13 protein-coding genes are annotated in these 13,366 nt (G+C 39.6%); 11 read left to right on the top strand and 2 right to left on the bottom strand.

Annotated features, from left to right (window positions below; all coding sequences use genetic code 11):
* The first annotated feature begins 140 nt into the window (after nucleotides 1-140).
* From IGI64_RS04330 to IGI64_RS04355, 6 genes are all read left to right on the top strand, one after another.
* Nucleotides 141-1,058 (top strand): cation diffusion facilitator family transporter, encoded by a 918-nt coding sequence (locus IGI64_RS04330; protein ID WP_429939584.1) that lies wholly within the window; start codon nucleotides 141-143, stop codon nucleotides 1,056-1,058.
* A 27-nt stretch (nucleotides 1,059-1,085) separates the two neighbouring features.
* Nucleotides 1,086-1,556, top strand: coding sequence for a GtrA family protein (locus tag IGI64_RS04335; protein WP_016624073.1), 471 nt, complete (start codon nucleotides 1,086-1,088; stop codon nucleotides 1,554-1,556).
* 77 nt (nucleotides 1,557-1,633) lie between these two features.
* Nucleotides 1,634-2,242 (top strand): superoxide dismutase, encoded by a 609-nt coding sequence (locus IGI64_RS04340; protein ID WP_016624072.1) that lies wholly within the window; start codon nucleotides 1,634-1,636, stop codon nucleotides 2,240-2,242.
* Between the two features lie 106 nt (nucleotides 2,243-2,348).
* Complete coding sequence (dapF, locus tag IGI64_RS04345) at nucleotides 2,349-3,311, top strand: diaminopimelate epimerase (RefSeq protein WP_429939585.1); 963 nt, start codon at nucleotides 2,349-2,351, stop codon at nucleotides 3,309-3,311.
* Between the two features lie 87 nt (nucleotides 3,312-3,398).
* On the top strand, nucleotides 3,399-3,599 hold the full coding sequence (locus tag IGI64_RS04350; protein WP_429939586.1) for a cold-shock protein: 201 nt from the start codon (nucleotides 3,399-3,401) through the stop codon (nucleotides 3,597-3,599).
* Nucleotides 3,600-3,853: 254 nt separating this feature from the next.
* Entirely contained in the window at nucleotides 3,854-5,134 is a 1,281-nt protein-coding gene (locus IGI64_RS04355; protein WP_429939587.1) for an LCP family protein, read from the top strand.
* A gap of 74 nt (nucleotides 5,135-5,208) precedes the next feature.
* Here the strand turns inward: IGI64_RS04355 and rlmD are convergent, their stop codons facing one another.
* A complete protein-coding gene (gene rlmD, locus IGI64_RS04360) occupies nucleotides 5,209-6,585 on the bottom strand; it encodes a 23S rRNA (uracil(1939)-C(5))-methyltransferase RlmD (RefSeq protein WP_016624068.1) in 1,377 nt (458 codons plus the stop codon).
* 106 nt (nucleotides 6,586-6,691) lie between these two features.
* Between rlmD and recX the strand changes: the two genes are divergently transcribed.
* From recX to ntdP, 3 genes are all read left to right on the top strand, one after another.
* Nucleotides 6,692-7,489 (top strand): recombination regulator RecX, encoded by a 798-nt coding sequence (gene recX / locus IGI64_RS04365; protein WP_429939588.1) that lies wholly within the window; start codon nucleotides 6,692-6,694, stop codon nucleotides 7,487-7,489.
* Nucleotides 7,482-8,654 (top strand): A/G-specific adenine glycosylase, encoded by a 1,173-nt coding sequence (mutY, locus tag IGI64_RS04370; protein WP_429939589.1) that lies wholly within the window; start codon nucleotides 7,482-7,484, stop codon nucleotides 8,652-8,654. Before recX ends, mutY begins: the two co-directional genes overlap by 8 nt.
* Before the next feature lie 95 nt (nucleotides 8,655-8,749).
* The gene (ntdP, locus tag IGI64_RS04375) at nucleotides 8,750-9,283 is read left to right on the top strand and encodes a nucleoside tri-diphosphate phosphatase (protein ID WP_016624065.1); all 534 of its coding nucleotides are present in this window, start codon (nucleotides 8,750-8,752) and stop codon (nucleotides 9,281-9,283) included.
* Between the two features lie 759 nt (nucleotides 9,284-10,042).
* Here the strand turns inward: ntdP and IGI64_RS04380 are convergent.
* Entirely contained in the window at nucleotides 10,043-10,477 is a 435-nt protein-coding gene (locus IGI64_RS04380; protein ID WP_034861979.1) for a GNAT family N-acetyltransferase, read from the bottom strand.
* 154 nt (nucleotides 10,478-10,631) lie between these two features.
* On the opposite strand from IGI64_RS04380, the gene IGI64_RS04385 reads away from it, so the two are divergent.
* Nucleotides 10,632-11,750 carry an AI-2E family transporter gene (locus IGI64_RS04385; RefSeq protein ID WP_034861978.1) on the top strand — a complete coding sequence of 373 codons (1,119 nt, stop codon included), beginning with the start codon at nucleotides 10,632-10,634 and terminating at the stop codon, nucleotides 11,748-11,750.
* Nucleotides 11,751-11,923: 173 nt separating this feature from the next.
* Complete coding sequence (locus IGI64_RS04390; RefSeq protein ID WP_016624062.1) at nucleotides 11,924-13,300, top strand: hemolysin family protein; 1,377 nt, start codon at nucleotides 11,924-11,926, stop codon at nucleotides 13,298-13,300.
* Nucleotides 13,301-13,366 lie beyond the last annotated feature (66 nt).

The following is a 13,366-nucleotide window of genomic DNA, read 5'->3' on the forward strand; positions in this document are numbered from 1 at the left end:
CATTAATAGGTTCTTCACAGCAATTCTATCGGAGTAAGGCTAGAAATACAAGTATGACAGCAAAAAAGGTTTGGAGGAATGCAAACGATGGGGAATATTTTGAAAAAATGATATTCTATGAAGAGAAAGGAGGATGCAGCATGCAGCACAAACAACAATCAGCAAAAAAGATGTTAGGGGTCGTTCTCTTGAATGCAGTGATAACATTGACTGAATTAGTTGGCGGAGTGTTATCCGGCAGTTTGTCATTGGTTTCAGATGCTTTTCACAATTTGAGCGATACTTTAGCGATTTCACTTTCTTATTTTGCCAGAAAAATTGCGCAAAAAGAAGCAACAGAAGTAAAGACTTACGGCTATCGCCGATCAGAGATTCTTAGTGCATTTATTAATTCCATTGTTCTGATCGGACTTGCTGTCTTTTTAGGGATAGAAGCAGTGAAACGGTTTTTTACGCCAGAAAAAATAGATGGGAACTTGATGCTGATCGTAGCTGTAATCGGTCTTTTAGCAAATTTATTTTCGGTTCTTCTGCTGAAAAAAGAAGCGGATGAAAGTTTGAATGTAAAATCAAGTTATCTTCACCTTTTAAGTGACACGTTATCTTCGGTTAGTGTAATTATTGGTGCTATTTTGATCCGTTTTTTCCATGTTTATTGGATCGATCCTGTCATTACACTGCTGATCTCAGCGTATATTTTGATCGAAGCAGCTCAAATAGTCAAAAAAGCTGTAGATATTTTGATGCAAACTGCACCAGATGTCGATTATCAGCAATTATCTTCAGAGATAAAAGCAATCAAAGGAGTAAAAGATATCCATCATATCCATGCTTGGCAGTACGATGAAAAACAGATCATTTTTGACGCACATATCGATTTTGACGATCGGATGCTGAGTGAAATAGAACAGATTTATCCAGAAATCATTTATTTGCTTAAAGGAAAATACGCGTTTACTCACGTGACGATCCAGGCAGAAGTCCATGCAAAAGATCAAAAAAAATTATTTTTTACAAATGAAGATGAAACAAAGCAAAAAATAGAGTATGATGAATAGGAACGTTTTTTAAAGGCAGGGAAGCTTATGAAATTATATCGCCAATTTAGGCATTTGTTAGAAGAAAAAGGGTATTGGGAAGTCTTTATCTATCTTTTTTACGGCGGTTTGGCAACTGTCGTCAATATCGTGAGTTTTGCGATTGCTTTACGCATGTTCCATTTGAGTATGCCAGTCTCAAACACGATTTCATGGATTTGTTCCGTTTTGTTTGCTTTTGTGACGAACAAACTATGGGTCTTCCATTCCAAATCGCCTAGTTTTGGGCATTTGGCAGTAGAATTCGGCAAATTTATTTTCTATCGCCTTGTTTCTTATGGTTTGGATATGGGCTCGATGCTTTTGCTGATCAATGTTCTTCACAGTAACGATTTTGTAGCAAAAATCATTACACAGATCCTCGTTGTCATAGCGAATTATGTTTTCAGCAAGTTATTTATCTTTAAAGAAACAGAGATTTTAGCCGAAGAAGCAAAAGATAAGCGTGACGAGGCATAAGTTTTGAAGAATTTGCAACTCTTTGTTACTCTTTTACTGTAACGATCAATAGTTATATTCTGAGGAGGAATTTATAAATGGCTTATACATTACCAGAGTTACCTTACGCATACGATGCACTAGAACCTTATATCGATGAAGAAACAATGCACCTTCATCATGACAAACATCATAATACGTATGTAACAAACTTGAATGCAGCAATCGAAAAACATCCTGAACTAGGTGAAAAATCAGTGGAAGAATTGATTTCTGACATGGATGCTGTTCCTGAAGATATCCGTACAGCTGTCCGCAACAATGGCGGCGGTCATGCAAACCATACATTCTTCTGGGAAATCATGGCACCAAACGCTGGCGGCGAACCTACAGGAGCAATCAAAGAAGCGATCGAAGAAGCTTTTGGCGACTTTGAATCTTTCAAAAATGAATTTAAAACAGCTGCAACAGGCCGTTTTGGTTCTGGTTGGGCATGGCTTGTTTTAGATGGCGGAAAATTAGCTATCACTTCAACAGCGAACCAAGATTCACCATTGATGGAAGGCAAAACACCTATCTTAGGATTAGATGTTTGGGAACATGCATACTACTTGAAATACAAAAATGTGCGTCCTGATTACATCGCTGCTTTCTGGAACGTTGTGAACTGGGATGAAGTAAACAAACGTTTCGACGCTGCAAAATAACAGTAGATTTTTAGACCGATCAATAGATAAAAGCATGATTTTGCTTTTATCTGTTTCGGTCTATTTTTGTTTTTCATTTAAAAAAGCAGAGCAGGAAGGAATGGAAATGGTGAAAGTATACAAAGTACACGCTTCTGAAAACGATTACTTTTTAGTGGACACTACAAAAGATTTTCTGACAATGCCGCAATTAAAAGAACTAGCAAAACGATTATGCGATTGGCGGACTGGACTGCTTGACGGGGCTTGCGGGCTTATCGCAGTTTCTGAAGCAGCTCCGGGCAATGCGCTGGCAAAAATGCAAGTTTTTGATCATAAAGGACGAGAAAGAACGATGTGCGGCAATGGACTGCGGGCAGCAGCTCGTTATTTGAGTGAAAAAAATAACCAAGAACTTTTCCAAATCGAAACGATGTTTGCAAATCTCAAAGCAAAACGTGCAGGAGAATTTCACCAAAACGTGCCCGCTTTCCAAGTAGAGATCTCGCCTGTCAGTTTTGACCCAGAAGCATTTGCTGCCAGAAAGAAAGACCGGATCATCGATCAGATCCTTCCAGAATTGTCAGAAACTATCCGTTTTTCTGCGGTAGCAGCACCCAACCCGCACCTGATCGCTTTTGTCGACCATCAAACATTGATCAGTGAAGAATTTGAAAGGATTGCAGCATTGGTTGCACAGCCGAATCCTTTATTTTCGCAAAAAATGATTTTGAGTTTTGTCGAGATTTTAGCTGAAAATGAGTTATTTGTTCGTACTTATGAGGAGGGAATGGGCTACACTAGTACATGCGGTACGGCAATGTGTGCGAGTGCGTTATTGTACGATTTGTTATACCAAAGACGCTTTTATGAAGAAGTCACGGTAAGAAATGCTGGCGGGATAGTGAAAACAGTAGTGCATGAAAATACAGAAGGCAGTTATTGGATGGAATTGATTGGAAACGCTACGATAACACATTGGATGACAGGAGAAAATGAGGCATTTTTTGGTGATTTTTCTGGGCTCGAAATAGTTGAAACTGGGGAGCAAGCAGCGTATATCGACTTTTTAGAAGAAATGAGAAAATAAGCAGACATAGACTTGCGAGCGTTTTCTAAATTAGGTATAATACTCTTGCAAGGGTTCTTGCAAGAAATTTTTGGAGGCTATATACTTATGGAACACGGAACAGTTAAATGGTTCAACAATGAAAAAGGATTTGGGTTTATCACAGTAGATGGTGGAGATGACGTATTCGTTCACTTCTCAGCGATTCAAGGAGACGGCTTCAAGTCTTTAGAAGAAGGACAAGAAGTTGAATTCAAGATCGTAGAAGGCGCACGCGGACCTCAAGCTGCTGAAGTGACTAAATTATAATCAATTTGTTGAATAAAGACACAGACTTCAACAGAAGCCTGTGTCTTTTTTGCTTGTTTCTATGATGGATATTCAGGCTTTTAACAAAAGAAAAGCTATGGTATGATAGTTAAGAATTTTGAGAAAATTACATAGTATTCAGCAATTGTGAATAAAGTTACTTTTTTAAAGTTTTCTTATTTTTAAAAAGCAGGTTTGCTGATTAGCTGTCTATATGAGAAAATATTTAAGAATATGTTAGATAGAGGTGTGCTATGAAACGTTGGCAAAAGATCATATTAAGTATATTAGGGGTGATAGTGATCTTGATCGCGGGGCTTTCAGCGTACGGGATCAAGTTGATGAATGAAGCGAATCGTACAGTAAATAAAATTACTCAAAGTGCTGATCGTGTTCCTTCAGGTCGTGAATCAAGAGTCAGTATCGACGATCAGGAGCCTTTTTCTGTGTTGCTGCTAGGTTTGGATACTGGCGGTTTGGGAAGAACAGAACAAGGGCGTTCAGACACGATGATGGTCGTTACAGTGAATCCTAAGCAAAAGAAATCAACGATCATTAGTTTAGATAGAGATATTTATACGAATATCGTCGGTTATGGGACTGTAGATAAGCTGAATCACGCGTATGCTTTCGGCGGTGTAGATATGGCAATGGATTCCATCGAACAGCTTTTGGATATACCAATCGACCATTATGTGACGATCAATTTGGACGGTATGGAAGATTTGATCAATGCAGTTGGCGGGATCGAAGTCAACAATAAAATCGACTTTACACTTGATGGCGTGCATGTAGGTGTTGGAAAACAAACGCTGGATGGAGAAAAAGGGTTGGCTTATTCCAGAATGCGCCATGAAGATCCAGAAGGTGACATCGGGCGTCAGCGTCGCCAGCGGGAAGTTGTAACAAAGATCGTCAACAAAGTTCTAAGTTTGAATGGTGTAAGCAATTATAGACAAATCCTTAAAGCAGTTGAAAAAAATGTGACAACAGACTTGGATTGGGACGATATGCTGGACGTCGCCACAAATTATACTGCAGCCTTCAATAAGATCCAACAAGATCAGCTGCAAGGAGAAAGTACAACGATCAACGATATTTATTATCAGATCCTTGGACAAAATGAATTGCTGAAAATACAAAATAAATTGAAAAAGCAATTAGATATCGAGCCAAGCGATACATTACCGAACTTGAATAACGACAATGCCTACCTGATGTTCCGCGATGATTCAGAAGACGGCTCTGGTTCAGGTTCTGAAGCAACAGATACATCTGGTACAGGTCAAAACGACACTACTTACGGTTACTCCAGTGATACTGGCGGCTATGACCAAAGTACGGGATACAATCAAAGCACTTACCAGTATTCAGATCCTAATACGGTTCAAGATCCATATGGACAAAGCGGATATGTTCAAGACACCTCTGGACAAGTTTACAATCAAGACGGGACATATAACCAAAATAATCAATACAGTGACCCATACGATCCTTCTGTAAACAATAATCAGGATGGTACAGTCAATTATTAGCGGCTGAATAGTCAATCAAAGCAAAACTGCTGAAAACATTTGATGTTTTCAGCAGTTTTTTTGTTTCTCTCTTTTTATTTTCTTGTTAATTTTACAACTACTTCACAACGCGCTGTTTGTGGGAACATATCCACTGATTGAAGATAATCGATATGGAAAACTTTTGCCAAAGAGACAAGATCTCTTGCTAATGTAGAAACATTGCAGGAAATGTAAACCATTTTACGAGGCGGCTGCTGCAAAATCGTTTGGGTCAATTTGCTGTCTAATCCCGTACGAGGCGGGTCAACGATGACAGCATCCGGATCGAATCCTTCTTTTAGCCATTTCGGCAGCAATTCTTCGGCTGTCCCTACTTCATAATGTGTGTTGGTGTATCCAAGGCGTTGCGCATTATTTTGGGCATCGGTGATTGCTTGAGGAATAATGTCCATTCCTCTGACTTCTTTTGCTTTGTCTGCTAAACTTAAACCAATCGTTCCAACTCCGCAATAAGCATCAACGACTGTTTCATTTTCTTTTAACTCAAGTGCTTTGATTCCCTCAGCGTACAGGACTTTTGTTTGCCGAGGATTCAATTGGAAAAACGCACGCGGAGACAAATCAAAAGTGATATTTTCCAATCGTTCTTCAATGGCTTCTTTTCCCCAAAGAAAAATCGTTTCATCGCCCATTACGATGGATGTTTTTTGCGGCTGTACATTTTGCATGATGGAAACTACTTCGGGCAAACGCTGATTGATTTCACGGATCAGTGCGTTTTTTTGCGGGAATTTTGCTGTTTTAGTGATAAAGACTACTTGAAGTTCTTTCGTTTCAATTCCCATTCTGACCATGATCGTTCGGAAGATACCGCTGTTCGTTCGTTCATCATAAATCGGCAAGTCGTATTTGTTCAATAACTGGACGACCGTATTCATCACTTTCTGGGTTTCAGGTTCTTGAACGATACAATCGACGATCGGCACGAGCTGATGCGAATTCGGTTGATAAAGACCTGCTTCAGTTTTTTGTGTTTTCTTATTTTTTCTCAGCTGGAATTGCGCCTTGTTTCTATATCGCCAAGGATCATCCATTCCGATCGTTGGGAGCAGCTGATAATTTTTGTAGTTCGCGGGTTTGAATTTTTCCAACGCTTGCTGGAGCAAATCTCTTTTAAAATCCAATTGTGCGTTATAAGCTAAATGCTGAAGCTGGCAGCCGCCGCATTCTTCGTAGACAGGACATGGGGGAACTACACGATCTTTACTGGTTTTTTTGATGCGGACCAAGGATGCTTCCGCATATCGAGGGGTTGCTTTGGTGATTTTCACCATTACTTCTTCTTTGGGCAATGCGTAGGGCACAAAAACGATCAATCGTTTGAAATAACCGATTCCTTCGCCATTGATACCTAAACGTTTGATCTTTAAAGGGATCGTTTGTCCTGTTTTGACAACTGTTTCTGTCATAGGATTCTCCTTACTGTTTTATAGTGAGTACATTCTAACATAAAATACCTGATGACGGAAAATTTCTATGGTATGATAGAGAATATATGTTCGAGGAGGGACTTTTATGATAACGATTGTGAGAGTTGGAAAAGAAAAAGGACCTTTTTACCAAGTAGAATTATCGGATGGCCGTAAACTGAGAGTTTCTGAAGATCGTCTGGTCCATTATCGTCTACTAAAAGGAATGGAGCTTGAGCCTGAGACCATTGAAGAAATCGAAAAAAACAGCCAGTATGACTATGGTTTGCAGCAAGCGATGAATTATTTGAGTTATCAGCTGCGTTCGGAAAAAGAGATCCATACTTATCTTAGAGACAAAGAAATCGACAAAAATGACCGTGACAGAATCGTTCAGCGATTGAAAGAACTTGATTTGATCGACGACCGTATGTACGGCGAAAGCTATGTTCGTACACAAATGCGTCTAAGCGACAAAGGACCAAGAAAAATCGCACAGGCGCTGCAGCAAAAAGGAATTTCACCGGAAAAAGTAGAACAGGCTTTGCTTGAATACCCAGAAGAAGAACAATTGAATGCCGCTATCCATGCAGCAGAAAAAGCGGTCGGAAAATATCGCGGCCGCAGCCATCGTGAGACACTTCAAAAAACAAGACAAGCTTTGATGAACAAAGGATTTTCTTCAGAAATCATCCAGCAAGCGATCGATAGTTTGGAGTCAGAACCAGACGAAGAAGAAGAATACCAAGCGTTAGTGACACAAGGCGACAAACTTTGGCGCAAGCACCAACGACTAAATCTTTCAAAGAAAAAACAAAAAGTTAAGCAATCTTTATATCAAAAAGGATTTTCTTTGGAAGAGATCCAACGATTCATTGAAGAAAAGGAAGAACAAGATGAGTGAAGAAAAATATTGGGAAACATGGTCTGAAGAAGAAATCAAAAGTTTTCAGACGGAATTTGTAGACTGGTATGAAAAGGAAAAAAGAAACCTTCCTTGGCGCTATGACCGCGACCCCTATCGTATTTGGATCTCAGAAATCATGCTGCAGCAAACAAGAGTAGACACAGTGATCGATTATTTTTATCGTTTTATGGAATGGTTCCCAACGATCGAAGATTTGGCCAATGCGCCAGAAGAACGTTTGCTGAAAGCTTGGGAAGGTCTAGGGTATTATTCCAGAGTCCGAAATATCCAAAAAGCAGCCCAGCAGATCATGGAAGAATTCGATGGGAAAATGCCTGACACATTGGAAGAAATCAGCTCGCTGAAAGGCATTGGTCCTTATACGGCAGGGGCAATCTCCAGTATCGCATTTGAGTTGCCTGAACCTGCAATTGACGGAAATGTCATGCGTGTAGTCAGCCGGCTGTTTTGTATCGAAGCAGATATAGCAAAAGCATCAAGCCGCAAAGTTTTTGATGAAGCAATGCGTAAAATCATCGATCCGCAGCATCCAGGTGAATTCAACCAGGCAATGATGGATCTTGGGTCGTCGATCTGTACGCCGACATCACCGAGATGCGAAAGCTGTCCGATCCAAAAATACTGCTTAGCTTATGAAAAAGGTATCCAGACTTCTTTCCCAATTAAAACGAAAAAAACAAAGCCGAAAGATGTTTATTATGTCGCAGCAGCTGTGGAAAACCAAAACGGTGAATTCTATCTTGAACAGCGGACGAATCACAAACTGCTGGCAAACATGTGGACCTTTCCTTTATTCGAGTTAGACGAACAAGAATTCTTAGCATGGAAAAAACGCTGGGAAGAACAAGAAGAACCTACATTATTTGATTTTGACCAAGTCGCGGAAAGCGAAGAATTTCCTTTTCCTGCTGATTGGCCAGTCGTCTGGCAAAAGCGTCATCTGGGAGAAGTCACACACATTTTCAGCCATTTGAAATGGCATATCCTGCTGTTTTATGGGCGAAATGCAGGGGCTTTTCCAGTCAATGAAAATGGGCGCTGGATCAGTCCGGAAAAATTTGATTCGCTTGTTTTCCCAAAACCGCAAGTCAAGTTGGTCGATCAATTAGAGAAAAATCAAAACTATCGTAATCCTTTCTAGGCAAAGAAGCTTTTTATTGATATAATAATTACGATGTCGGTGTAATGAACAACACCCGAATACAAAGCAAAAAATTTGCTTAAGGAAGGGTCGCTATGGGAGTTCCAAAAGAAGGAGAGTTTGTAACGATCCAAAGTTACAAACACAACGGCAAATTGCATCGAACGTGGCGTGATACCATGATATTGAAAACAAGCGAACACTCGGTGATCGGTGTAAATGATCATACGTTAGTGACTGAATCTGACGGCAGAAGATGGGTGACTCGCGAACCAGCAATCGTTTATTTCCACGAGAAATACTGGTTTAATGTAATAGCAATGATTAGAGAAAAGGGGGTTTCCTATTATTGTAATCTAGCTTCACCTTTCCTACTAGATGATGAAGCCTTGAAGTATATCGATTATGATTTGGATATCAAGGTTTTCCCTGATGGTGAGAAGCGTTTATTGGATGTTGATGAGTACGAGATGCACAGCAAGCTGATGGATTATCCGAAAGATATCGATTTCATCCTAAAAGAAAATGTGAAGATTTTGGTTGACTGGATCAATAATGGAGAAGGGCCGTTCTCAGAAGGCTATATCGATATTTGGTACAACCGTTACAAGCAATTGTCGCGCAAATAATCAGAGGTAGAACTTAACTTTGAGAAAAACGTAAGCAAAGAGTAAAAATCTTGCTTCAACCGCCGGATAAGAGAGAGGTGTTTCCACCATCCTTCTTGTCCGGTTTTTTGTTGGTAAAAAAGAACTGACAGAATTTAAAAAACAACAAAAGATCCAGGGAACAGCTTTTCACGTTCCCTGGATCTTTTGTTTTTTTTTCTTAATGCTCAAAGCAGAGCGGTGAGTTTACAACCTCTATAAACGGTGTTCACTCAGCTGCTTCTCGGCATTAAGTCAAATTTTCGCAAAAGTCTGAGAAGCGACTTTCGAAAAATTTTTCTTAATGCTCAAAGCAGAGCGCTGAGTTCACAACCTCTATCCACGGTGTTCAAAAGCTAGCCTCTGCGGCATTAACTCAAAATCCGCTAAAACATGGAAAGCTGTTTTAACGGATTCTTCTTTAATGCTTGAGGCTGACCATATTTTTCACAACCTCTATAAACGGTGTTCGCAAACTAGCTTCTTCGGTGATAAGCTTTTTACTTGAAAATAGGAAAAGCTATTTCCCAGTAAAAAGAGTTTTATTGCTGTGAAACACGGAGAATGAAGTGATTCGCTGTTGAACAGTACCTAATTGGCACTTGAAGCTGTGCAGTTCGCTCACAACCTCTATAAACGGTGTTCACTCAGCTGCTTCTCGGCATTAAGTCAAATTTTCGCAAAAGTCTGAGAAGCGACTTTCGAAAAATTTTTCTTAATGCTCAAAGCAGAGCGCTGAGTTCACAACCTCTTCTCCATATTCAAATGCTCCATTCCCGCATCGATAAACACATCGCCATACGATTGATAGCCCATTTTTTCATAGAATGGCACTGCTGGCAGTTGGGCGCCGAGCAAGATTGTATTATACCCATGTTTTCTTGCAAAATTTTCGGCTTCTTCGACGATTTGTTTTCCGAGATTTTGTCGGCGATACTCTTTTAAAACAGCCATACGCTGCAATTTCATTTTTCCATTTTCTAATGGGAGCAGACGAACGGTCGCCATTGGTTCTTTATTATCGGAATAAAGAACGAAATGCACACTGTTTGCTTCGTCTTTATCGATTTCTCTTTCAGGAGGAACGCCTTGTTCAACCATGAAAACTTGATGTCTGATCCTAACAGCATCAAGGTAAATATCACTCATTGTATCTTTTGTTTGTACGATTCTCATTCGTTCAGCCACCTTTCAGGAAGTAGTATACTTGAAAGCGTAAAAAATGAAAAGCGGACACCATCTCAATCAATAAAAAAACGGAAAATTCTGTAATAAAAAGAGAAATTTCAGATAAGATACTATATACTGGTAAAAGAGAGGTGAGGATACTTTGTTTGAAAAATTACGACAATCTAAATTAATGTTTTGGTCGTTAGAATTATTGATTATTGCTACGTTGATTTTTGTTTCTTCAAAAATCAATTTTGTCTTTGAACCAATCGGGACTTTTTTCTCGACATTGTTTGCACCAGTATTGATCGCGGGTTTTCTTTATTACATATTGAATCCAATCGTGAACTTATTGATGAAGACAAAAATCAAACGAACACTGGCTGTCGTTATCGTGCTTCTTTTATTACTGGCAGCTATCGTATGGATCTTGCTTAGCGTGATCCCTAATCTGGTACAGCAGCTGTCTTCACTAGCTTCGAACATGCCGAAATTTGTTCGTGAAGTAGAAGCGTGGTTAAGAGAAATTTCACAATTACCAGTATTCAAGGATCTTGATGTAGGGAAATACATGGATCAATTAGATATTTCTTATGGGACGATCATCCAGCAGTTTTTAAGCGGAGTATCGACAAGTCTAGGATCGATTGTTGGTTCTATCGCGTCTGCTACAGTAGTGATCATCACAGCGCCGTTTATTCTTTTTTATATGCTGAAAGACGGCGAGAAGCTGGTACCGAATGTTCAACATCTTTTTCCTGAAAAAAGAAAAAATCAAATTGTTGAATTACTTGGCCAGTTGAATAAAACCTTGGCAAATTATATCAGCGGGCAAGCAATCGAATGTTTGTTTGTTGGAACGTTTACTTTCTTGGGTTATTGGATGATTGGTGTAGAGTATGCCTTTTTATTCGGTGTGATCGCAGGATTGACGAATTTGATCCCATACCTTGGTCCATATTTAGGGTTAGCGCCAGCGTTCCTTGTTACAGTATTCAATGAACCATTCAAAGCATTGTTATGTTGTGTGGTTGTCTTGATCGTACAACAACTTGACGGTAACATTATTTACCCAAATGTGATTGGAAAATCATTGCAGATCCATCCTTTGACGATCATCATCGTCTTGCTCGTGGCTGGAAATATCGCTGGTCTTCTAGGGATTTTCCTAGGTGTGCCGTTTTATGCGATCTGTAAAACGATCATCGTCTATATCGCAAAAAGTATCAGAGAAGACAAGAAAAACGAAAATGCGAAGAAAATTGCGACAACACAGTAATCAGTGCTATTTTTATTGCAAAGAAAAAGCCTTTGTGATACGATTTTAGAGACTAATCAATTGCTGAGAGGGCGGTTGTGAGGAAATGATAGAAGTGGGATCATCCAGATCAAACAAATCTGCCATTTTCTGCAGCCTCTTTTTCTACAAACAAATAAGGAGAGAATGCGATTATGAATGCTGACCCTGAGAGTCAGTCGCTGTTAGCGCAGATTTTATTACTGATTGTTTTAACGCTGATCAATGCTTTTTTAGCGGCTTCAGAGATTGCTGTCGTTTCAATCAATAAGAGCCGTGTCGAACAAAAAGCAGAAGAAGGAAATGTCAAATCTCAAAAGTTGTTGAAAGTTTTACAAGACCCAACGAACTTCTTGTCAACGATCCAAGTGGGTATCACTTTGGTCAATATCTTATCAGGGGCGTCTTTAGCTAATACGTTATCGACACGTTTAGCACCGCTTTTAGGTGGAGGACCTGCTGCTAAGAATATTGCAAATATCATTGTACTTGCGATTTTGACTTATGTTTCCATCGTTTTCGGCGAGTTGTATCCGAAACGAATCGCGCTGAACAAATCAGAAGAAGTGGCACAGGCTACTTCACGTTTTATCCAAATCATCGGTGTTGTCGCAAAACCTTTTGTCTGGCTGCTTTCAGCTTCGACAAGTTTGCTGGCAAGAATCACACCTATGACTTTCGATGACGAAGATTCAAAAATGACACGTGATGAAATGCGGTATATGCTTGAAACAGAAGGTGTTTTAGATAATGACGAATTAGAAATGCTGCAAGGAGTGTTTTCTTTAGACACAAAAGTAGCTAGAGAAGTCATGGTCCCTAGAACCGATGCCTTTATGATCGATATCAATGATACGATCGAAGAGAATATCAATGACGTATTATCAGAGAATTTTTCAAGAATTCCTGTTTATGATGAAGATAAAGATAAAGTCGTTGGGATCCTTCATACGAAGAATCTCTTAAAAGCAGCACACAAATTTGGGTTTGAACAATTGGATATGAAAAAAATCATCCAAGAACCATTATTTGTCCCTGAAACGATTTTTATCGATGACTTGTTATATGAATTAAAGAAAACACAAAATCAAATGGCGATTTTATTGGATGAATATGGCGGTGTCGTTGGTTTAGCTACATTAGAAGATTTACTGGAAGAAATCGTCGGTGAAATCGATGATGAATCCGATGAAGTAGAGAATCTGTATGAGAAAGTCGATGACCACGAATATATTATCCAAGGGCGTATGCTGATCGACGAGTTCAATGAATTATTTGAAACAGATCTTCATATGAGCGACGTTGATACAATGGCTGGTTACTTGATCACTGCATTGGGGATGATCCCTGATGAAGGAGAGACCATGTCATTCGACGTTGATAACATCACCTTGATCACGGAAGAAATGGAAGGTTCACGTGTCTTGAAAATACGTGTGAAATTCCATGATCCAGAAGAAACAGAGGTTCTTCCAGAAGAGGACCGCCGTTACTTTAGAAAAGAATTTGAAGAAGACGAGCCGCGCAGATAAAGAACTGCTTTGGTTTATATCTTCAAAAGTTGAAGGAAGGCCTTGTCCATTTGAAAGGCTCTTCCT

This window comes from Enterococcus sp. DIV0210g, assembly GCF_050559705.1.
GTDB lineage: Bacteria > Bacillota > Bacilli > Lactobacillales > Enterococcaceae > Enterococcus_B > Enterococcus_B faecalis_A.